The 22,049-nt window shown below is 71.5% G+C and carries 17 protein-coding genes; 12 read left to right on the top strand and 5 right to left on the bottom strand.

What is annotated here, in order from left to right; genetic code table 11:
• Positions 1 to 46 precede the first annotated feature (46 nt).
• The 9 genes from ATC03_RS11440 to holA all read left to right on the top strand — a co-directional run bounded on the left by ATC03_RS11440 (position 47) and on the right by holA (position 14,685).
• Positions 47 to 1,459: a cytochrome ubiquinol oxidase subunit I gene (locus ATC03_RS11440; RefSeq protein WP_067877056.1), complete on the top strand. Its 1,413-nt coding sequence runs from the start codon at positions 47 to 49 to the stop codon at positions 1,457 to 1,459.
• Between the two features lie 13 nt (positions 1,460 to 1,472).
• A complete protein-coding gene (cydB, locus tag ATC03_RS11435) occupies positions 1,473 to 2,480 on the top strand; it encodes a cytochrome d ubiquinol oxidase subunit II (protein ID WP_067877053.1) in 1,008 nt (335 codons plus the stop codon).
• A gap of 25 nt (positions 2,481 to 2,505) precedes the next feature.
• On the top strand, positions 2,506 to 4,149 hold the full coding sequence (gene cydD / locus ATC03_RS11430) for a thiol reductant ABC exporter subunit CydD (protein WP_227820080.1): 1,644 nt from the start codon (positions 2,506 to 2,508) through the stop codon (positions 4,147 to 4,149).
• On the top strand, positions 4,142 to 6,019 hold the full coding sequence (locus tag ATC03_RS11425) for an amino acid ABC transporter ATP-binding/permease protein (protein WP_227820079.1): 1,878 nt from the start codon (positions 4,142 to 4,144) through the stop codon (positions 6,017 to 6,019). The genes cydD and ATC03_RS11425 overlap by 8 nt, the downstream gene beginning before the upstream one ends.
• A 9-nt stretch (positions 6,020 to 6,028) precedes the next feature.
• Positions 6,029 to 7,612 carry an aminodeoxychorismate synthase component I gene (pabB, locus tag ATC03_RS11420; protein WP_067877048.1) on the top strand — a complete coding sequence of 528 codons (1,584 nt, stop codon included), beginning with the start codon at positions 6,029 to 6,031 and terminating at the stop codon, positions 7,610 to 7,612.
• 148 nt (positions 7,613 to 7,760) lie between these two features.
• A complete protein-coding gene (gene leuS / locus ATC03_RS11415; protein ID WP_335622229.1) occupies positions 7,761 to 10,328 on the top strand; it encodes a leucine--tRNA ligase in 2,568 nt (855 codons plus the stop codon).
• 137 nt (positions 10,329 to 10,465) lie between these two features.
• The gene (locus ATC03_RS11410) at positions 10,466 to 11,206 is read left to right on the top strand and encodes a ComEA family DNA-binding protein (RefSeq protein WP_084003445.1); all 741 of its coding nucleotides are present in this window, start codon (positions 10,466 to 10,468) and stop codon (positions 11,204 to 11,206) included.
• Complete coding sequence (locus ATC03_RS11405; protein ID WP_152030931.1) at positions 11,207 to 13,618, top strand: ComEC/Rec2 family competence protein; 2,412 nt, start codon at positions 11,207 to 11,209, stop codon at positions 13,616 to 13,618.
• A 23-nt stretch (positions 13,619 to 13,641) separates the two neighbouring features.
• Positions 13,642 to 14,685, top strand: coding sequence for a DNA polymerase III subunit delta (gene holA, locus ATC03_RS11400; RefSeq protein WP_067877041.1), 1,044 nt, complete (start codon positions 13,642 to 13,644; stop codon positions 14,683 to 14,685).
• A 202-nt stretch (positions 14,686 to 14,887) separates the two neighbouring features.
• Here the strand turns inward: holA and rpsT are convergent, their stop codons facing one another.
• From rpsT to ATC03_RS11385, 3 genes are all read right to left on the bottom strand, one after another.
• The gene (rpsT, locus tag ATC03_RS11395; RefSeq protein WP_067877037.1) at positions 14,888 to 15,148 is read right to left on the bottom strand and encodes a 30S ribosomal protein S20; all 261 of its coding nucleotides are present in this window, start codon (positions 15,146 to 15,148) and stop codon (positions 14,888 to 14,890) included.
• Positions 15,149 to 15,316: 168 nt separating this feature from the next.
• On the bottom strand, positions 15,317 to 15,880 hold the full coding sequence (locus ATC03_RS11390) for a LuxR C-terminal-related transcriptional regulator (RefSeq protein ID WP_067881974.1): 564 nt from the start codon (positions 15,878 to 15,880) through the stop codon (positions 15,317 to 15,319).
• 68 nt (positions 15,881 to 15,948) lie between these two features.
• Positions 15,949 to 17,196, bottom strand: coding sequence for a sensor histidine kinase (locus tag ATC03_RS11385; RefSeq protein ID WP_067877033.1), 1,248 nt, complete (start codon positions 17,194 to 17,196; stop codon positions 15,949 to 15,951).
• A gap of 80 nt (positions 17,197 to 17,276) precedes the next feature.
• Here ATC03_RS11385 and lepA point away from each other — a divergent pair, with 80 nt between their 5' ends.
• Genes lepA through hemW form a run of 3 tightly spaced genes read left to right on the top strand, consistent with a single transcriptional unit; the run spans position 17,277 to position 21,020 of the window.
• Positions 17,277 to 19,133, top strand: a complete 1,857-nt coding sequence (lepA, locus tag ATC03_RS11380; RefSeq protein ID WP_067877030.1) for a translation elongation factor 4 — start codon at positions 17,277 to 17,279, stop codon at positions 19,131 to 19,133.
• Between the two features lie 7 nt (positions 19,134 to 19,140).
• Positions 19,141 to 19,791, top strand: a complete 651-nt coding sequence (locus tag ATC03_RS11375) for a DUF1990 family protein (RefSeq protein WP_067877027.1) — start codon at positions 19,141 to 19,143, stop codon at positions 19,789 to 19,791.
• A 2-nt stretch (positions 19,792 to 19,793) separates the two neighbouring features.
• On the top strand, positions 19,794 to 21,020 hold the full coding sequence (gene hemW / locus ATC03_RS11370) for a radical SAM family heme chaperone HemW (protein WP_067877024.1): 1,227 nt from the start codon (positions 19,794 to 19,796) through the stop codon (positions 21,018 to 21,020).
• A gap of 25 nt (positions 21,021 to 21,045) precedes the next feature.
• On the opposite strand, the gene ATC03_RS11365 is transcribed toward hemW, so the two are convergent.
• Together ATC03_RS11365 and ATC03_RS11360 are read right to left on the bottom strand one after the other, a co-directional pair.
• Positions 21,046 to 21,426 (bottom strand): DUF4870 domain-containing protein, encoded by a 381-nt coding sequence (locus tag ATC03_RS11365; RefSeq protein WP_067877022.1) that lies wholly within the window; start codon positions 21,424 to 21,426, stop codon positions 21,046 to 21,048.
• Between the two features lie 121 nt (positions 21,427 to 21,547).
• Positions 21,548 to 22,009: a DUF4870 domain-containing protein gene (locus ATC03_RS11360; protein ID WP_067877019.1), complete on the bottom strand. Its 462-nt coding sequence runs from the start codon at positions 22,007 to 22,009 to the stop codon at positions 21,548 to 21,550.
• Between the last annotated feature and the right edge of the window lie 40 nt (positions 22,010 to 22,049).

The raw sequence follows: 22,049 nt of genomic DNA, 5'->3' as shown, positions 1-22,049 counted from the left end.
GTAGAAGAACGGCTCGCGAAGCCGACGGCGTGTGGAAGGGACTCCAGTGAACGACCTGCTCGATCCGCTGTTGCTCGCAAGGTGGCAGTTCGGTCTCACGACCGTCTACCACTTCCTCTTCGTGCCGATCACGATCGGCCTCGCCACCAGCACCGCGGTGTTCCAGACGGCGTGGTACCGCACCGGTAAGGCCGAATACCTGCGCATCACGCGGTTCTTCGGCAACATCTTCCTCATCAACTTCGCGATGGGCGTCGTCACCGGCATCGTGCAGGAGTTCCAGTTCGGCATGAACTGGTCGGAGTACTCGCGCTTCGTGGGCGACGTGTTCGGCGCCCCGCTCGCCATGGAGGGCCTGCTCGCCTTCTTCTTCGAGGCGACGATGATCGGCCTCTGGATCTTCGGTTGGGACAAGCTGCCCCGCGGCATCCACCTCGCCACGATCTGGGCGACGGCGATCGGCACCATTCTCTCGGCGTACTTCATCCTCGCCGCGAACGCCTTCATGCAGAACCCGGTCGGCTTCGAACTGAACGCCGAGAGCGGTCGGGCCGAGCTCGTCGACATCGGCGCGCTGCTCACGAACCGGGTTGCGCTCGCGGCGTTCCCGCATACGATCGCGGCGAGCTTCATGGTCGCCGCCGGCCTCATCATCAGTGCCGCGGCCTGGCACCTGGCCCGCAACCAGCACATCGACACCATGCGGCCGGCGCTCAAGTACGGCCTCTGGCTCATGATCGGCTCCGGCATCCTCACGACCCTGTTCGGCGATCAGTTGAGCCTCGCGATGGTCGCGACCCAGCCCATGAAGATGGCCGCAGCGGAGGCCACGTTCGACACGGTCTGCGGCGCCGACGCCTCGTTCTCGATCTTCACCCTCGGCACGCCCGACGGGTCCAGCGAACTCTTCTCCATCCGTATTCCGTACCTGCTGTCGTTCCTGTCGACGCATACGTTCGACGGCTGCGTCGAGGGCATCAACGACCTGCAGGCGCAGTACACGCAGCAGTTCGGCCCGGGCGACTACACCCCGATCCTCTGGGTCACCTACTGGGCGTTCCGCTGGATGATCGGCCTCGGCCTGCTGCACGTCGTGATCGCCGTGGTCGGGCTCTGGGTCACCCGCAAGGGCCGCATGCCGAAGCAGGCATGGGTCTGGAAGGTCGCGATCTGGAGCTTCCCGCTCTCGCTGCTCGCGATGAGCGTCGGGTGGGTCTTCACCGAGATGGGCCGCCAGCCCTGGATCGTGTTCAGCCTCATGAAGACCGAGTCGGGCGTCTCGCCGTATGTGACCGGACTCGAGGTACTCATCTCGCTCGTGGCCTTCACCCTGATCTACGGCATCCTCGCGGTGGTCGAGGTGCGGCTCATCATCCAGGCGATCCGCAAGGGGCCGCCCGAGGTGGGCGAGCCGGACCCCGAGACCGGCAAGATCGAACCCGCGACGACGGTCTACTAGGAGGCGACGGAAGATGGATCTCGCAACACTCTGGTTCTGGATCGTCGCGTTCCTGTTCGTCGGGTACTTCGTGCTCGACGGGTTCGACTTCGGCGTCGGCATGTCCCTGCCGTTCCTCGGCAAGGACGACACCGATCGGCGCGTGCTGATCAACACCATCGGCCCCGTGTGGGACCTCAACGAGACGTGGGTCATCGTCGCGGGCGCCGCGCTGTTCGCGGCATTCCCCGAGTGGTACGCCACGCTGTTCTCGGGGTTCTACCTCGCGCTGCTGCTGATCCTGCTCGCGCTCATCGCCCGCGGCGTCTCGTTCGAGTACCGGCACAAGCGGCCCGACTCGAAGTGGAAGGCGTGGTTCGACGGCATGATCGTCGTCGGCTCGGCCGTGCCCGCGCTGCTCTGGGGCGTCGCGTTCGCCAACATCGTGGCCGGCGTCCCGCTCGACGCCGACCACAACTTCACGGGCAACCTGTTCACGCTGCTGAACCCGTACGCGCTCCTGGGCGGCCTCACGACGCTGCTCCTCTTCTTCACGCACGGGGTCGTGTTCGCCTCGCTCAAGACCGAGGGCGACCTGCGCGAGCGGGCCCGCCGTCTCGCGGTCCGCTCCGGGCTGATCACGATCGTCGTCGCCGCGAGCTTCCTGCTCTGGACCGGCTTCGCGTTCGGCACGTTCTGGTTCTGGGTGTTCGCCGCGGTCGCCGCCCTCGCGCTCATCGGCGGCTGGCTCGCCAACCTGCGCGGGGCCGAGGGCATCGCGTTCACGCTGCTCGCGATCACGGTGGCCACGGCCGTGCTGGCGCTGTTCTCGGCGCTGTTCCCCGACGTGATGCCGGCCTCGAACGATCCGGCGAACAGCCTCACGATCGAGAACGCGTCGAGCACCGAGTACACCCTCACGGTCATGAGCTGGGTGGCGCTGTTCACCCTGCCGATCGTGCTGCTCTACCAGGGCTGGACGTACTGGGTGTTCCGCAAGCGCGTCTCGCGCGCATCGGTCGAGGCGGCGGTCGCGCACTGACGTGAAACCCCTCGATCCACGATTGGTGCGGCGTTCGCGCGCCGCCCGCAGCTTCCTCGTCGTCGGTGCGCTGCTGGCGCTCCTGCAGGCGGCCGCCACCGTCGCCCTGGCCTACGCGCTCGCGTCCCTCATCGCGGGCCTCATCGACGGCGAGCGGATGTCTCGGGCGTGGCCCCTGCTCGTGCTCCTCGTGTGCGCGGCATCCGTTCGCGCGCTGTCGGCGTGGGCGTGGGAGCTGGTGGGCTCGGCCGGCGCGCTGCGCGTCAAGCAGGAACTGCGACGCGACGTGCTCGTGGCCGTCGAGGGCTCGCCCGCGGGAGTGCCGGGCTTCTCGAGCGCGCGCACGACGACCCTGCTCGGCCCCGGCCTCGACGCGCTCGACGCGTACTTCGGGTCGTACCTGCCGCAGCTCGTGCTCACGGTCGTCGCCACGCCGATCCTGATCGCGATCGCGTGGTGGGCCGACCCGCTCTCGGGGCTGGTGTTCGTGATCGTGCTGCCCCTGATCCCGGTGTTCATGGCGCTCATCGGCATGGCCACGCAAGCCGTGCAACGGCGTCAGTACGACTCGCTCGCGTCGCTCTCGCACGGGTTCCTCGAGGTCGTCGGGGGGCTCTCGACGCTCATCGTGTTCGGCCGCGCGAAGCGGCAGGTCTCGCGCATCCGATCGGTCACCGACGACTTCCGCAAGCGCACGATGGCCGTGCTGCGCGTGACCTTCCTGTCGGGCTTCACGCTCGAGTTCGCGGCCAGCCTGTCGGTCGCGATCGTGGCGGTGTCGATCGGATTCCGGCTCGTGTGGGGCGAGATCGGGCTCCTGCCCGGCTTGTTCGTGCTGATCCTCGCGCCCGACATCTTCCTGCCGCTGCGCAACGTCGGGGCGGCCTTCCATGCGTCGTCCGCGGGCGTCGCGGCATCCGACGACGCATTCGAGCTCTTCGCGGCCGCGCGGCGATCGGCGGCCGTTTCGTCGAGCGCCGGGCGCGAGGTGGTTCCGGATGCCGCGACGGCCGTGGTGACCTCCGCGGCCGACCGTGCGGCGCTTGCGGGGGTCTCGCTCACCGGGGTTCGCGTGCTTCGCGACGGCGCGGTCGTGGTCGACGGGGTGGATCTGGCAGCGCGACCGGGGGAGCTCGTGGCGGTCACGGGCCCGAGTGGGGTCGGCAAGTCGAGTCTCTTCGCCGGTCTGCTGGGGTTCACGCCGATCGAGGGCGACGCGCTCGTGAACGGCGAGCGCCCCGGACCCGCGACTCGCGCGGCGATCGCGTGGTCGCCGCAGGGCGCGACGCTCTTCGCCGGAACCGTGCTCTCGAACGTGCGCCTCGGCGCCGAGCAGGCCGACGTCGCAATCGGGCAGCGCGCGATGCGCCTCGCCGAGGTCGGGCTCGACCCCGAGACGCCGCTCGGCGCCGGCGGCACTGGGCTGTCGGGCGGGCAGGCGCAGCGCGTCGCGATCGCCCGCGCCCTGCACCGGGCCCTCGCGACCGAGGCCGGCATCGTGCTGCTCGACGAGCCGACCTCCGCACAGGATCCGGCGCACGAGGCCGCGATCGCGGCCGGCCTCAGGGAGCTCGCCGACGAGGGGTACGCCGTGCTCGTCGCAACCCACCGGGCGGGCGTCGCCGTCGCGGCCGACCGCACGATCGCCTTGGCGGGTGCGCATGTCTGAACGCCGCACCGTCGACCGCGCCTCCGCCGACCCCACGCGTGCCGCCCCCAGGGCCGCCGAAACCGGGGCGACTGCGCGCGCCGCGGCAGCCGGCTCCGCGATGCTCCGCGCGGCGATCCCGCCGGCCGGGCGGCTGGCACCGTCGGTGCTCTCGGGCATCGCATCGGGCCTCTCGGCCATCGCCCTGCTGGCCTGCTCGGCGTGGCTCATCGCCCGCGCCGCCGAGCAGCCCCCCGTGCTCTACCTGTCGGTCGCGGTCGTCGGCGTGCGCGCATTCGCGCTCGGACGCGCCGTGTTCCGGTACCTCGAACGGCTCACGGGGCATGACGCGTCGTTCCGACAGCTCGCCGCGATCCGCACGGGCGTCTTCGAACGCATGTTGCCCGTCGCGCCCGACGGCCTCGCCGGCGCACGGCGCGGCGACCTGCTCGCCCGATTCGTCGACGACGTCGACGAGCTGCAGAACGTGCCCCTGCGCGTCGTCCAGCCGCTCGTGAGCGCGGCCGTGGTGCTCGTCGCCGCCGTCGTCGGCGTCGCGATCCTCGCGCCGGCCTCGGCCCTGGCCGTGCTCGCCTGCCTGGTGATCGGCGTCGGGCTGACGCTCCTCGCCCAGTCGTTCGCCGCGGCCAGAGCCGAGCGGGAGCTCGCCCCCCTCCGGGGAGCCCTGCAGGCGGCCGTCCTCGAGCACGTGCAATCCGTGGACGTGCTCGTCGCCTTCGATGCCGCCGAGACGAGCCGAGCCCGCATCGAACGCCTCGGCGAACGCCTCGCCCGCGCGACGCGGGCCAGGGTGATGGCGGCCGGCGCCGCATCCGCCTCGATGACCGCGATCGGCGGGTTCGCCGTCGCCGCGAGCCTCGCGGCCGCGGCGCCGCTGCTCGAGGACGGGCGCATCGGCGGTCCGGTGTTCGCGGTACTCGCCCTCGTGCCGCTCGCGATCGCCGAGGTGGCGGCGGCCATCCCGCTCGCCGCGACCGCGCGTCGACAGGCACGCGCCAGCGCCGCGCGCGTCGAGTCGGCGGTCCCCGCGCGGGTTCCCGAGGGCATTCCGGTGCCGCCGCAGGAGCCCGCCGATCCGCCCACGGGCGACGGGCCGCCCGCGATCGGCCTCCGCGGTGTGCGCGCCTCGTGGCCCGCCGTCGGCGAGCGCCCTGAGGCCCCAGAGGCCTCCGCGACCCCTGAGACTCCGACCACCATGGACGGCGACGTGGACGGCGACGGCGCATCGCGACGGCTCGATGCGGCATCCGGAACCGCGCTCGAGCACGTCGACCTCGACCTCGCACCGGGGGAGTGCGTCCTGCTGCGCGGGCCTTCGGGCGCCGGCAAGACCACGCTCGCGCACGTGCTCGTGCGGTTCCTCGACTACGGCGGCTCGTACCGCGTCGGCGGCGTCGAGGCCCGTGCGCTCGACCCCGACGCGCTCCGCAGGATCGTCGGCCTCGTCGAGCAGCGCCCGTGGCTCTTCGACGAGACCGTGCGCCAGAACCTGCTCTTCGCGCGAGAGGGCGCGACCGACGACGACCTGCTCGACGCGCTCGAACGCGTGGGCCTCCGCGACTGGGCCGAGCAGCGCGGCGGCCTCGACGCGCGGGTCGGGGAGCGCGGATCGCTCGTGTCGGGCGGGCAGGCGCAGCGCATCGCGCTCGCACGCGCCGTGCTCGCCGGGTTCCCGGTGCTCGTGCTCGACGAGCCGACCGCGAACGTCGACGCCGTGCAGGCCGACGAGCTCATGCGCGATCTCGTGAACGCGGCGCGCGACGCCGGACGCACGGTGCTCGTCATCTCGCACGCGCCCGTCGACGATCGACTCGTCGACCGCGAGGTCGCCATCACCGGTGGGCGCCTCGACGGGCGGCGCACGACATAGGCTGAACGGATGCCGCGCCGAATCCGACGCCGCCGCCTCGACGGGTGGACCGATCCGCACCTGCTCTTCCGCGCGCACTGCACCGAAGCCACGCACGTCGTGTGGCTCGACGGCGGCTCCGACGCCACGAGCGGCGTCAGCGTGCTCGCATCGGCGCACGCCGGCTCGGTGATGCTGACGGCGGATGTCGCGGCCGGCACGATCTCGACGACCTGGCCCGCGGCTCCCGAAGGCCCGACGCTGACGCGGCCGGGCGGCGTCGACGACCTGTTCGACGCGCTCGGCGAACGGCTCGCGGCGCACCGCGTCGACGTGGCCGCGAGTGCGGCGGGCGTGGCGCGCGACGACCCGCCCGCGGGGCCGGGCGGCGGCCCGCTCGGCTGGTACGGCTGGTTCGGCTACGAGCTGGGCGCCGAGCTCGTCGGGGTTCCGGCGGCCGAGACCGACACGCCTGACGCAGCGTTCCTCTGGGTCGACCGCGCGGTCGTGTTCGATCACGCGTCGCGCACGGCAGACCTCGTCTGGCTGTGCGACGACGGGCGCGGCGACGACTCCGGCGGCGACGCCCGCGTCGAGCGGAGCGACGGCGGCGACGGCGCATCCGAGGCCTGGGCCGATGAACTCGCCGAGGTCTGGGTGACCGTCCGGGCGGACGCCGGGCGCGCCGACTCCGCGACCGCGATGTCGGCGGAGCCGCCGGCATCCGCTCGCCCTGATCGGGCGCGGTCGACGGCACCGACGGCACCGAACGCACCGACCGCCCGCTGGCGGCACGACGCGGCGACCTACACGCGGCTCATCGACGAATGCCAGCGGGCGATCCGTCGCGGCGATGCCTACCAGCTCTGCCTCACGAACCGCGTCGACATCGACGTGACGCCCGACCCGGCGAGCACCTACCTCGCGCTGCGAGCCTCGAGCCCGACGCACCACGGCGGCTACCTCAGGTTCGGCGACCACGCCCTGCTGAGCGCCTCGCCCGAGCTGTTCCTGCACGTCTCGCGCGACGGCATCGTGTCGACGAAGCCCATGAAGGGCACCAGGCCGCGGCACGCCGACCCCGTCGAGGACCGGCGCCTGCGACGCGAGCTCCTCGGGAGCGAGAAGGAGCGCGCCGAGAACCTCATGATCGTCGACCTCATGCGCAACGACCTCGGGCGCATCGCCGAGCTCGGCACCGTGCGCGTGCCGAGCCTGCTCGCGGTCGAGGAGTACCCGCACGTGCACCAGCTCGTGTCGACGGTGCGCGCCCGGCTGCGGCATCCGCTCACCGCACTCGACGCCGTGCGCTCCGCGTTCCCCGCCGGCTCGATGACGGGCGCGCCCAAGCACAGCGCGATGCAGATCCTGCACGGGCTCGAGGCAGGACCCCGCGGCGTCTACTCGGGCGCCTTCGGGTACCTGGCCGTCGACGGCAGCCTCGACCTGGCCATGGTCATCCGCTCGATCGTGCTCGGTCCGAACGGCGCCTCGATCGGCACCGGCGGCGGCATCACCGCCCTCTCGGTCGCCGAGGAGGAGGTCGAGGAGACGCGCATCAAGGCGCGCGCACTGCTCGCGGTGCTCGGCGCGTCGACGACGGACGCGCGCTGAGCGGGCGCTCAGCGAGCTCCGAGCGGGCGTTCGACTCGGGTGAGGCCGCCGCCCGGTCCGAGTGACTAGGCTGGATGCTCGGTGCGTCGACGTCTGGCGCGCCCTGAGCAGTGCGGACGAAACCCGCATCGACACGATTGAGAGTCACGTGGCACACGATCAGCACGAGGTCGACCCCGGCGCATACGACTTCGCCGCCATCCAGGCGAAGTGGCTGCCGGTGTGGGAGGAATCGAAGCCGTTCGAGGCCGGCCGCCCCGGCGACAAGAAGCCGCGCAAGTACATCCTCGACATGTTCCCGTACCCCTCGGGCGACCTGCACATGGGCCACGCCGAGGCGTTCGGCTACGGCGACACCGTCGCGCGGTACTGGCGCCACCAGGGCTTCGACGTGCTGCACCCCATCGGCTGGGACTCGTTCGGCCTGCCCGCCGAGAACGCGGCCATCAAGCGCGGTGTCGACCCCCGCGGCTGGACATACGAGAACATCGCCCAGCAGAAGAGCTCGTTCCGCCAGTACGCGCCGTCGTTCGACTGGTCGCGCGAACTGCACACGAGCGACCCCGAGTACTACCGCTGGAACCAGTGGCTGTTCCTGAAGCTCTACGAGAAGGGCATCGCGTACCGCAAGGCGGGCCAGGTGAACTGGTGCCCCAACGACCAGACCGTGCTCGCCAACGAGCAGGTCGTCGACGGGCACTGCGAGCGCTGCGGCGCCGTGGTCACGAAGAAGGCCCTCACGCAGTGGTACTTCCGCGTCACCGACTACGCCGACCGACTGCTCGACGACCTGAACCAGCTCGAGGGTGCCTGGCCGTCGAAGGTCCTCTCGATGCAGCGCAACTGGATCGGCCGGTCGGCCGGTGCCGACGTCGAGTTCGAGATCGAGGGGCGCGAGGAGCGCATCCCCGTCTTCACGACGCGCCCCGACACGCTGTTCGGTGCGACCTTCATGGTCGTGGCGCCCGACTCCGAGCTCGCGGCCGAGCTCGCGGCCGGGGCATCCGACGAGGTCAAGGCGCGCTTCGAGGGCTACCTCGACTCGGTGCGCACCGAGAGCGACATCGACCGTCTCTCGACCGACCGCCCGAAGACCGGCGTGTTCCTCGACCGCCACGCGATCAACCCCGTGAACGGCGAGCGCCTGCCGATCTGGGCCGCCGACTACGTGCTGGCCGACTACGGCCACGGCGCGATCATGGCCGTGCCGGCGCACGACCAGCGCGACCTCGACTTCGCCCGCGCGTTCGACCTGCCCGTGCGCGTCGTGGTCGACACGAACCAGCCCGTCACGGGCGTGATCCCGGTGATCCCGCTCGACGAGAACGGCGTCCCGTACCTGCCCGACGACCTGCCGCCGCTGAACCCCGCCGAGACGGGCGTCGCGTTGACCGGCGAGGGCCGCCTCATCAATTCGGGCCCGCTCGACGGCCTCTCGAAGTCGAACGCGATCCGTCGGGTCGTCGAACTGCTCGAGCAGCGCGGCCTCGGTCGTGCGGCCAAGAACTACCGCCTGCGCGACTGGCTCATCTCGCGCCAGCGCTACTGGGGCACGCCCATCCCGATCATCCACTGCGCCGAGTGCGGCGAGGTGCCCGTTCCCGACAGCGAGCTGCCGGTCAGGCTTCCGGATGCCGCGGGCCTCGACCTCAAGCCCAAGGGCTCGAGCCCGCTCGGTGCCGCCGAGGACTGGGTCAACGTCGCGTGCCCGAAGTGCGGCGGAGCCGCGCGCCGCGACTCCGACACCATGGACACGTTCGTCGACAGCTCCTGGTACTACCTGCGCTACCTCAACCCGACGTCCGACTCGGTCGCCTTCGACCCGGCCGAGGCCGAGAAGTGGGCGCCGGTCGACCAGTACGTCGGCGGCGTCGAGCACGCGATCCTGCACCTGCTGTACTCGCGCTTCATCACGAAGGTCCTCTTCGACGAGGGGTACCTGAGCTTCACCGAGCCGTTCACGTCGCTCCTCAACCAGGGCATGGTGCTCATGGACGGCTCGAAGATGTCGAAGTCGAAGGGCAACCTCGTCGAGTTCGCGTCCGAGCTCAAGGCGCACGGCACCGATGCGCTGCGCGTCACGCTCGCGTTCGCCGGGCCGCCTGAAGACGACATCGACTGGGCGGATGTCTCGCCCACCGGTGCGGCGAAGTTCCTCGCCCGTGCGTGGCGCATCTCCGGCGAGGTGGCCTCGAGCCCCGACGTCGAGTGGAAGACGGGCGACGCGGCTCTCCGCCGCATCACCCACCGCCTGCTCGCCGACGCCCCGGGGCTCGTCGAGGCGTACAAGTTCAACGTCGTCGTTGCGCGCCTCATGGAGCTCGTGAACGCGACCCGCAAGGCCATCGACTCGGGTGCCGGTGCGGGCGATGCCGCGGTGCGCGAATCGGCAGAGGTCACGGCGATGATCCTCGACCTGTTCGCGCCCTACGCGGCCGAGGACATGTGGGAGCGTCTCGGCTACCAGCCGACCGTGGCCCTCGTGCCGTGGCGCAAGGCCGACCCGGCGCTGCTCGTCGAGGAGTCGGTCACGGCGATCGTGCAGGTCAACGGCAAGGTGCGCGACCGCATCGAGGTCTCGCCGAAGATCTCGGGCGACGAGCTCGAGGCCCTCGCCCTCGCCTCGGAGGCCGTCGTCCGCACCATCGGCGACCGCGAGATCGTGAAGGTCATCGTGCGTGCGCCGAACCTGGTGAACATCGCGATCAAGGGCTGACCCACCTCAGCTGACGTCCCTCGGAGGGTGCGGCCGGTCCTCGTGACCGCCCCTCCCCAGTGCAGCACCGGCGACGGCCGGTCGGGCTCCGGCCCGACCGGCCGTTCCGCGTTCGGTGGCCGACGTAGCGTGCGGGCATGCCCGCTGAACCGCCCGTCGCCCGCGATGCGCCCGATCCGCTCGATGCGCTCGATCCCGCCGCGCGCCGTGCCGGGCCGCGCGTGCGCATCGCCGTCGGCGCTGCCGTGGTGCTCTTCGTCGTTGCGGTCGCCCTGGCCGCCGTCGTCTCGTTCGCATCGGGCGGGGGCGGTGAGCAGCAGGTCATCGGCGGGCCGGCCGACTCCGGCGGCTCGGTGAGCGGCGGAGCGACCGATGGCGCCGCTGATCCGAGCGGCGGCGGTGCGGTGGGCGCGGTCGGCGAGCCGCTCCCGCTGCTCGTGCACGTGCTCGGCGCGGTCGCCAGTCCTGGGCTCGTCGAGCTCGACCAGGGCGCGCGCGTGGTCGACGCCGTGGCCGCGGCCGGCGGGTTCACGGCCGAAGCCGACCCCGCGGGCGTCAACCTGGCGCGTCCGGTCGTCGACGGCGAGCAGCTCAGGGTGTTCGCCATGGGCGAGCTGCCGGCGGCAGCGGCGGTGGGCGGCGCCGGCGCGGGCGGCGCACCGGGCGGCGGCGCCGCGGCATCCGATGGGTTGGTGCACCTCAACAGTGCGGGCGTCGCCGAACTCGACACCCTGCCGCGCATCGGGCCGGCGCTGGCGCAGCGCATCATCGACTACCGCGACGCGAACGGCGCCTTCACGAGCGTCGATCAACTCATGGACGTGACGGGCATCGGCGACGCCGTGTTCGCGGGCCTGTCCGAACTCGTGGCGCTCTGAGTGCAAGACCTGCGGATGCTGCTGCCCGCGTGCGCGACCTGGGCGGCCGCCTGGATGGCCGTCGGCGCGCCCGACGTCGGGATCGCGGGCTGGATGCCGGCCGCCGTGCTGTGGGTGCTCGCCCTCGCCGTCGCAGGCGCCCTCGGCTGGCCGCTGCTCGACCGTCGCGGCCGTGCGCGAGCTGGCGGAGACCCGCCGCCCGCCGGGCCTCGCGACGGGAGCTCCCCACGACGGCGAGCACGGATCACGGCCGTGGCCGCCACCCTGCTGGTCGTGCTCGCGTGCGCGGCCCTCACCGCGACGAGCGCGGCCGCCGGGCTCGTCGAGCGCTCGCGGTCGCCACTCGCCGCGGCGGCGGAGGCGCGCAGCACGGTCGACGTGGTGATCGAGGCGACGACCGCACCCCGACCGATGCGCGCGGCCGTCTGGGCCGCCGACGAACCCATGGTGCGTGTCGACGGGGTGGTCGTGAGCGTCGACGGGCTGCCCGCGTCCGGCGTGCCGGTCACGGTCGGGGTGAGCGCATCGACCGACGTCGAATGGGGTGCGCGCCTCGCGTTCTCGGCCCGAGCGCAGGCTCTGCCCGCGGGGGAGGCCACGGCGTTCCGGCTCGTCTCGCCCGACCGCGTCGCGCCGGTCGCCGGTCCGCCTCCCTGGCTCGCGTGGGCCTCCGAGCTGCGGCGCGGGTTCGCGGGTGCCGCGGCCGCACTCGACGGCGACGGCGGCGCGCTCGTGCCCGGCCTCGCGATCGGCGACACCTCGGCGGTGGGCGCCGAACTCGACGCCGCCATGAAGGCGAGTTCGCTGACGCACCTGACGGCCGTCTCGGGGGCGAACTGCGCGATCGTGACCGCGGCCGCCTTCGGCCTCGCCGCCGCGTGCGGCCTGGGGCGCCGCACGCGGGTCGTGGTCGCGCTCGTCGCCCTCGGCGGTTTCGTGGTGCTCGTGACGCCGCAGGCGAGCGTCATCCGGGCCGCGGCGATGGCGGTCGTGATCCTCATCGGCGTCGCGACGTCGCGGCGTGCGGGTGGTGCTTCGGCGCTCTCCGTCGCGGTCGTGCTCCTGCTCTCGCATGATCCGTGGCTCGCACGCGACTACGGGTTCGCCCTCTCCGCTGCGGCCACCGCCGGCCTGCTGCTGCTCGCGGCACCGTTGGCGCGACGTCTCTCCGACGTGATGCCGACGCCGCTCGCGATCGTGCTCGCGGTGCCGGTGGCGGCCCAGTTGGCGTGCCAGCCGGTGCTGATCCTGCTCGATCCGGCGATCTCGGTCTACGGCGTCGCGGCGAACCTGCTCGCCGCGCCCGCTGCGCCGGTCGGCACGGTCGTCGGCATGCTCGGATGCCTCGTGCTGCCGTTGCTTCCGTCGGTCGGGTTCGCGCTCATGCAGGTCGCCTGGGTGCCCGCCACATGGATCGCGCTCGTCGCGCACGGGGCCGCCGGACTGCCCGGCGGCCGGCTGCCGTGGCTGCCCGACGCGCCCGGCGCCCTGGTGCTGGTCGCCGCGACCGCGGTCGGACTGTGGCTGCTGCTCGATCCGCGCGGCGGTCGCGGGCTGCGCCGAGGGGCGGCAGGGCTCCTCGTGCTGCTGGTGGCCGTGCCGATCGGTGTCGTCGCCGGCCCGGCTGCGGTCGCACGTGCCGCGCATCCGGGGGAGTGGGATGTCGCAGACTGCGACGTCGGCCAGGGCGACGCCGTGATCGTGCGCTCCGAAGGCGCGATCGCCCTCTTCGACACCGGACCCGACCCGGCCGCGCTCGAGCGCTGCCTCGAGTTCCTCGGCATCGAGCGCATCGACCTGCTCGTGCTCACCCACTGGGATGCCGACCACGTCGCCGGCAGTGACGCCGTGGTCGGCATGGTGCAGACCGTCGTGCACGGCCCGCTCGACGACGAACGCTCCTCGCGGGTGCTCGACCCGCTCGTCACAGGCGGTGCCGAGCCCGTCGAGGTCACGGCCGGCCGCCGGGGCGTGCTCGGGGACTCGCGCTGGAGCGTGCTCTGGCCACCGCCGCACACGGCGCCGGGCAACGACGCGAGCGTCGTGCTCGAGCTCGAGGGCCGCCTCGGGAGCGCGATCTTCCTCGGCGACCTCGGCGAGCAGGCGCAGGCGCGCCTGCTCGCCTCGGCCTCGCTCGGTCCGGTCGACCTCGTGAAGGTCGCCCATCACGGCTCGGCAGACCAGAGCGAACGGCTCTACGAGACGCTTTCCCCCACGGTCGGGGTCATCGGCGTCGGCGCCGACAACGGCTACGGCCACCCCACCGGCCGTCTGCTCGGGCTGCTCGACCGCCTCGGCACGGCGACGGTGCGAAGCGATCGATCGGGCACCTCGCTGCTCTCGGCGACCGGCGACGGCGCGTTCCGTCTCTGGACCGAGCGCGGCATCGGGGATGTCGCACCCCGACCGTAGACTTGAAGGGAAAGGGAGGTGCCGTGGCAGCTCGATCCTCAGGCGCAGCGCGCGGCAACGCGCGGGCCAAGGCGGCGGCGATCCCGCAACTGGCCTACAACCAGGTTCGTCCGGCCCCGATCGTGCTCATCTCGGGCCCCGAAGACGTGCTGGCCGAGCGTGCCTCCACCACGCTCCGCGAGGTGCTGCGCGCCGAAGACCCCGACCTCGAGGTCAGCGAGATCTCCGGCGACGCGTACCAGCGCGGCGAGCTCCTGACGCTCGCCAGCCCCTCGCTCTTCGGCGAAGCGAGGCTCATCCGCATCGACGGCGCCGAGAAGGCGACCGACGACCTCATCCTCGACATGGTCGACTTCGTCGGCCAGCCGACCGAGGCGACCACGGTCGTGGTGCGCCATCGCGGCGGGGTGCGCGGCAAGAAGATGCTCGACGCGATCCGCTCGGGCGACGGCGAGGCCATCGAGATCGTGTGCGCCGAGCTCAAGCGCGAGTCCGACAAGCAGGACTTCGTGCAGACCGAGATCCGCGCCGCCGGCCGCTCGATCGCCCCCAGGGCGCTGCGCGCGCTCGTCGCGGCGTTCAGCGACGACCTCGCCGAACTCGACGCCGCATGCCGGCAGCTCCTCGCCGACGCGGCCGGCGACATCACCGAAGCGGTGGTCGCGAAGTACTACGGCGGCCGCGTCGAGACGAACGCGTTCGAGGTCGCCGACGCGGCGATCGCCGGGCGTCACGGCGACGCGCTCGTGGCCCTGCGGCACGCGCTCGACAGTGGCGCCGATCCCGTGCCCATGGTCGCGGCGTTCGCGATGAAGATCCGCACGATGGCGAAGGTCTCCGGGGTCCGCGGCGGCGGCTCAGGAGTGGCATCCTCGCTCGGGCTCGCACCCTGGCAGGTCGATCGAGCGCGGCGCGACCTCTCCGGCTGGACCGACGAGGGCCTGCAGCAGGCCATCGTGCAGCTCGCGCGCACCGATGCCGCGGTCAAGGGCGCCGAGCGCGATCCCGTGTTCGCGCTCGAGCGGCTCGTCGGCGTCATCGCGTCGCGCGGCCGCAACCTCGCCTGAGTCCGTACGCGATCCTCGTCAGGCGCCCGGAATGCGTCTGCGCAGACGCGATGCGATGGTGCGGACGAGCACTCGCGTTCAGACGCTCAGGCGCCCAGGCTCGCCCCGAAACGGCGAGTGGAACGATGAGCGAGACGACGCCGCCCCGAAACGACGAACGCCCCGCACGACTCGTGCGGGGCGTTCGATCAGACGGCGTGCCTTACAGCGCGGCGGCCTGCTTCGCGATGGCCGACTTGCGGTTCGCGGCCTGGTTCTTGTGGATGACGCCCTTGCTGGCGGCCTTGTCGAGCTTGCGACCGGCGACGCGGACCGCGGCGACGGCCTTGTCCTTGTCACCCGTTGCGATGGCCTCGCGAGCGGCGCGGACGGCGCTCTTGACCTGGCTCTTGACCGCCTTGTTGCGCTCCTGAGCCTTCAGGTTCGTCTTGATGCGCTTGATCTGCGACTTGATGTTTGCCACGTGGTTCGTCTTTCGTTCTTGTGCGGGTACCGGATGTGCCGAGCGAAGGTAGAGGGGCCTCGCGCGGCGAATCGTGCGGGGTGGGACCCACACGCAAGCCAACAGACAACGATACCAGCAACGCGCGCATGGCACCAATGCGGTGGCCGCGGCATCCGCTCGATGCGGTCAGTTCGAGCGGATGATGCCGAGATCGCGGGCCCGCGCCACCGCCGCGGTGCGCGAACCCACCTCCAGTTTGGCGAAGATGTGCACGAGGTGCGACTTCACGGTCGCCTCGCTGAGGAAGAGCGCCTTGCCGATCTCGCGGTTCGTGTGGCCGCTCGCCACGAGGCCGAGCACCTCGGCCTCGCGGCCGGTGAGGCGCTCGAGCCCGCCGTTCGCGTCGAGCCGCGAGGACACGCCGGGTGCGAACGCCGGCTCGCCGGTCGCCGCAGCCCTGATCGCCGCGACGAGCTCGGCCGGCGGCGAGTCCTTCAGCAGGTAGCCGCTCGCCCCGGCCTCGATCGCGCTCAGGATGTCGGCGTCGGTGTCGTAGTTCGTGAGCACGAGCACGCGTGGTGCGTCGGCCTGCAGGCGGATGTGGCGCGTCGCCTCGGCGCCCTGCATGTCCGAGGGGAACTGCAGGTCCATGATCACGACGTCGACCCCGCCGTCGGCGGCGCGGCGCACCGCGGCATCCGCGCGGTCGACGTCGGCGACGACCACGAGGTCGGGCTCGGCCTCGAGCATGGCGCGCACGCCGGCTCGCACGACGGGATGGTCGTCGGCGATCACGAGACGGATGCCGCCGGCCCCGCTCACGGCGCTGCCGCCACGGGGATCCGCACCGACACGGCCGTGCCCTCGCCGGGATGGGACTCGACCACGATCGAGCCGCCCTCGCGTTCGGCGCGCTCGCGCATGGCTCGCAAGCCGAAACGGAGCTGCGCCGCGGGGTCGGCAGCGATCGCCGCGGGGTCGAAGCCGATGCCGTCGTCGACCACGTCGAGCGCGACCTCGTCGCCGAGGTAGCTGAGGGTGAGCTCGGCGCGCGTCGCGCGGGCATGACGCAGCACGTTCGCGAGGGCGCCCTGGGCGATGCGCAGGAGGGTCGCGTCGATGGACATCGGCAGCGTGACGGGGGCGCCGCTCGTCGTGTACGAGACCCTGGTCGAGGTGCCGGCCTGGGCGGCCTGCTCGTCGACTGCGGCGGCCAGACGTCGGAGCGCGGCGGGCAGCGTCTGCTCGTCGAGCGACGGCGGGCTGAGCTCGCGGATGAAGCGGCGGGTCTCTGCGAGGTTGTCCGACGCGGTTTCACGGGCGAGTCTCAGCTTGTCGAGCGTGCGCTCGTCGTCGATGTCCCGCTCGGCGGCGTGCAGGAGCATCTGGATGCTCGAGAGCCCCTGCGCCACGGTGTCGTGGATCTCGCGGGCGATGCGCTCGCGCTCGGCGAGCGTTCCGGCCTCGCGGCTCGCCGTCGAGAGTTCCTCGCGGGTCGCGATGAGGTCGAGGATGAGCGCCTGGCGATCCTTCGTCTCCTGCGCCATGGCCCGATAGCCGAGGCCGATGACGATGGCCACGCCGGCGCTGATCAGCGGGCCGAGGATCGTGCCGACGTCGAATCCGAGGTGGGTCGCCGTGCCCCACACCGAGAGGCCGAACGTGACCACGACCAGCGGAACCGCCAGCGGGGCGGCCAGCACGTGCAGCTCGAGGAAGAAGAGGGGGAACGCGAGGAACGCGGCATCCGGGGTCATCGCCGACATGCCGGCCCAGAGCGCGAGCAGTGCCGTGAGCCAGAGCACGCGCGCCCACTGGGGGAGGTTGCGCTGCGAGGCGGCGATGCCTGCGGCGTAGCACGCGAGGAACGAGATAGTCAGGATCGTGATGCCCGCCTCGTACTGGTCGTCGGCCAGGAGCGCACGGACCATGACGAACAGGGCGAGCCCGACCACGAGCACGTGGAGCCCGAATCGGAGCGTGATGAACACCGGCCGGAGGGCCGACGGTGACACCCTCCCGAAGTCGAGGAGGGGGAGCGGAAGCGGGGCTGCGGGCGCGGTCATGGTGCGTGTCAGCGTAGTCGCGGGGCCTCGCGGAGGCATCCGTCGAAAGTGCGAAGCCAAGTCATGGGAGAATCGTCGGGATGTCTCCGAGAGCTGCTACCCCGCCGGTGCCCGCCGCCACCGACCCCGCGCTGATCCGCAATTTCTGCATCATCGCGCATATCGACCACGGCAAGTCGACCCTCGCCGACCGCATGCTCGGCATCACGGGCGTCGTGAGCGACCGTGACATGCGCGCGCAGTACCTCGATCGCATGGACATCGAGCGTGAGCGCGGCATCACGATCAAGAGCCAGGCGGTGCGCATGCCGTGGCAGGTCGGCGACACGTCGTACGCCCTGAACATGATCGACACCCCCGGTCACGTCGACTTCAGCTACGAGGTCTCGCGTTCGCTCGCCGCGTGCGAGGGCGCGATCCTGCTGGTCGACGCCGCGCAGGGCATCGAGGCCCAGACGCTCGCGAACCTGTACCTCGCGCTCGAGAACGACCTCGAGATCATCCCGGTGCTGAACAAGATCGACCTGCCGGCTGCCGATCCCGACAAGTACGCACGCGAGCTCGCCGAGCTCATCGGCGGCGACCCCGCCGACGTGCTGCGCGTCTCGGGCAAGACCGGCCTCGGTGTCGAAGACCTCCTCGACCGGGTCGTCGAGCGCATTCCGGCGCCCGTCGGAGATGCCGACGCACCGCCGCGCGCGATGATCTTCGACTCCGTCTACGACAGCTACCGCGGCGTCGTCACCTACGTGCGCATGATCGACGGGCATCTGAATCCGCGCGAGCGCATCCAGATGATGTCGACCAGGGCGACCCACGAGATCCTCGAGATCGGCGTGAGTGCGCCCGAGCCGACGCCGACGAAGGGCCTCGGCATCGGTGAGGTCGGCTACCTCATCACGGGCGTGAAGGACGTGCGCCAGTCGAAGGTCGGCGACACCGTCACGACCGCATCGAAGCCCGCCACGCAGGCATTGCCGGGCTACACCGAGCCGCTGCCGATGGTCTACTCGGGCCTGTACCCGATCGACGGCAGCGACTACCCCGAGCTCCGCGAGGCGCTCGACAAGCTCAAGTTGTCCGATGCCGCACTCGTCTACGAGCCCGAGACTTCGGTCGCGCTGGGCTTCGGCTTCCGTGCCGGCTTCCTCGGCCTGCTGCACCTCGAGATCATCACCGAGCGCCTGCAGCGCGAGTTCGACCTCGACATCATCGCGACCGCTCCGTCGGTGGTCTACGAGGTGACGACCGAAGACAAGAAGTCCGTGACGGTCACGAACCCCAGCGAGTTCCCGACGGGGGCGAAGATCTCCGAGGTGCGCGAGCCGATGGTGAAGGCCGCGATCCTCGCGCCGAAGGACTACGTGGGCACGATCATGGAGCTCTGCCAGTCGCGACGCGGGTCGCTGCTCGGCATGGACTACCTCGGCGAGGACCGGGTCGAGATCCGCTACAACATCCCGCTCGGCGAGATCGTGTTCGACTTCTTCGACCAGTTGAAGTCGAAGACCGCCGGGTACGCCTCGCTCGACTACGAGCCCATCGGCGACCAGGCGGCCGACCTCGTGAAGGTGGACATCCTCCTGCAGGGCGAACAGGTCGACGCGTTCAGCGCGATCGTGCACCGCGACAAGGCCTACGCCTACGGCGTGCTCATGACGGGTCGCCTGCGCAAGCTCATCCCTCGCCAGCAGTTCGAAGTGCCGATCCAGGCCGCGATCGGCGCGCGCATCATCGCGCGCGAATCGATCCGCGCGATGCGCAAGGACGTGCTGGCCAAGTGCTACGGCGGTGACATCAGCCGCAAGCGCAAGCTCCTCGAGAAGCAGAAGGAGGGCAAGAAGCGCATGAAGATGGTCGGCCGCGTCGAGGTCCCGCAGGAGGCGTTCATCGCCGCGCTGAGCGGCGACGTCGAGACGAAGGACGCGAAGAAGTAGGCGCCCGATGACCCGACGCAGCACGTTCACCGATCAGTCCGTCACGTACGGCTCGATCGGCGCGACGCTCGAGCCCGATCTCATGCGCTATCCGCCGACCGGCTACCGGCCGGCGGAAGACCGCGTTCGCCTCGGCAGCGGCGTCGACCGCTTCCAGCGCGCGGCCGAGGCCCTCATGACCTGGGGCATCCAGCGCGGCGCGGGCTACGAGGTGACGGAGATCTCCGCCGGCACCGGCGCCCAGTATCCCGGCATCGTGTACGGCGCCGACGGTGCGCCGCTCACCGAGCAGCCGGGGCCACGCACCGAGGACCGCTTCGGCGAGGACGGAACCCCGTACATCGCCTCGGGCATGCAGGCCACGCTCGTGCGCCACGGTCGCCCGGGCCCGCACTCCACGCCCGTGCTGGTCGTCTACGTGATCGACGAGCCCGACCGCGTCGGCTACGCGTTCGGCACCACCGCGGAGGGGCTCGAGAGCGGCGAGGAGTCGTTCGTGCTCGAGCGTCGCGACGACGACACCGTGTGGCTCACGATCCGCTCGTTCCGGTCCACCGCGGGCGGGTCGAAGCGCGTGCTCGCGCCGTGGGTGCGCCGTCGGCGCCGCGAGCTGACGAAGCTGCAGCTGCGCGCACTGCATCCCGCCGGCGGCGTGTAGGCGTGGGTTCCGCGCTGCCGCTCGGCGAGCCGGCACCGCTCGACGGCCTGCTGCCCGCCTCGGCCGCCGAGGGCGCCGTCGATCGTGCCTTCGGCGTCTACGTGCACGTCCCGTTCTGCCGCGTGCGCTGCGGGTACTGCGACTTCAACACGTACACCGCCAGCGAACTCCGCGGCGCCCGCCAGGTCGACTACGCCGACCAGGCCATCGACGAGGTCCGGATGTCGCGGCGCGTGCTCGCGGCATCCGACGTCGTCCCTCGTGAGGCCGAGACGGTCTTCTTCGGGGGCGGAACGCCGACCCTGCTGCCCGCAGACGACCTCGTGCGCATGCTGGGTGCCGTTCGCGACGAGTTCGGGTTCGCACCGGGTGCCGAGGTCACGACCGAGGCGAATCCCGATTCCGTCGTGCCCGACGACCTGATCCGTCTCGCCGAGGGCGGCTTCACGCGCGTCTCGTTCGGCATGCAGTCGGCGGTGCCGCACGTGCTCTCGGCGCTCGACCGCACGCACGACCCGGCGCGGGTGCCGCTCGTGGTGCGCTGGGCGCGCGACGCCGGACTCGACGTGAGCCTCGACCTGATCTACGGCACGCCGGGGGAATCGCTCGACGACTGGCGGCGCAGCGTCGACGCGGTCGTCGCCGAGCGCCCCGACCACGTGAGCGCCTACGCCCTGATCGTCGAGGAGGGCACGAAGCTCCACCGGCAGATCCGCCGAGGGGAGCTGGCGCAGCCCGACGACGACCTCGAGGCCGACATGTACGAGCTCGCCGACACGGCGTTCGCCGAGGCCGGCTTCGAATGGTACGAGGTCAGCAACTGGGCGACGGATGCCGCGCACCGTTCCCGCCACAACCTCGGCTACTGGCGCGGTGACGACTGGTGGGGGGTCGGCCCCGGAGCCCACAGCCACGTCGGCGGGGTGCGCTGGTGGAACGCCAAGCATCCGGCCGCCTATGCCGAGCGCCTCGCGGCCGGCCACTCGCCCGCCGTCGGTCGCGAGGTGCTCGATGCGCCGACCCGCGAGACCGAGCGCGTGCTGCTGCTCACGCGCATCCGCGAGGGCATCGACATCGCCTCGCTCCACACGGGCGGCCGCCACGCCGTGGCCGGCCTCATCGCCGACGAGCTCGTCGACGCGAAAGCCGCCCTCGCCGGTGGCTTGACGCTCACCAGGCGAGGGCGGCTGCTCGCCGACGCCGTGGTGCGGCGCCTGCTCGAGGACTGAACCCCGTTCGAGAACGGGCCCCGTCTCAGCTCACGAACTTGATCGAGAGCGGGTACGTGTAGGGCTCGCCCTGGTTCGCCTTGACGGCGGCGATGATGCTGAACACGATCACGATGATGCCGACGGCCGCGATGATGAAGAGGCCGATGACCACGAGCGACAGCACGCTGCCGATGATGATCGCGATCGTCATGGTGATCTGGAAGTTCAGCGCGGTCGCCGTGTGCGCGCGCACGAATGGCCCCTTGTCCTTCAGGATCAGGTAGCCGATCAGCGCGGGGATGAAGCTGAAGAAGATCCCGCCGATGTGGATCAGCGTCGCCCAGAGCTTCTCGTCGGACGGGCTCAGCTGCGAGCTCTGCTCGTAGGGGTTCTGCGGCGGCGGGGGAGGTGGCAGGTCGGACATCGTCTTCTCCTGTTCGAGTGCGCCGGGACGGCGGGGTGACTGCGGACGCCTTCATGGTGGCACAGCAACGCCCGCCGCGGGAGCGTGACGCTCCAGCGGCGGGCGTTGTGTGCGCCGTGCCCTACTTGATGAGGCGGATGGCGAAGGGGTAGCGGTAGTTGCGACCCTCCTTGGCCTGGAGGAAGGCGATGATCGAGAAGATGACGCCGACGATCCAGACGGCCCAGGAGAGCAGACCGAGGATGCTGCCGAGGCCGAACGTGATGATCGTGATGATCGACGTGAGGATGAAGATCGCGATCTGCGCGAAGACGAGCGTGATCTGGAAGTTCAGCGCCTCCTTCGCCTCGGTGTTCGTGAACTGGCCTCGGTCCTTGAAGACGAGCCAGATGATGAGCGACGGCAGGAATCCGAGGATTCCGCCGAGGTGGGCGAACGAGCCCCACTGGATGTCCTGCTCTCGCGAGAGCGGAGCCCCGGGTGCCGCGGCGGGCTGCGCCGCTGCGGGCTGGGGTGCTGCCGGCTGCTGCGGCGGCGTGGGCGGCACGTTCGGATCGGACGGGCCTGCGTTGGGATCTGACATGTGCGTGCCTTTCGGGGCTTCGGCGGTCGTTCCGCTGCCG

Origin of the sequence: Agromyces aureus (assembly GCF_001660485.1) — a bacterium.
GTDB classification, from domain to species: domain Bacteria; phylum Actinomycetota; class Actinomycetes; order Actinomycetales; family Microbacteriaceae; genus Agromyces; species Agromyces aureus.
Note: the sequence above shows the minus strand (reverse complement) of the source record. Positions and strands in the feature narration are given on the sequence as shown.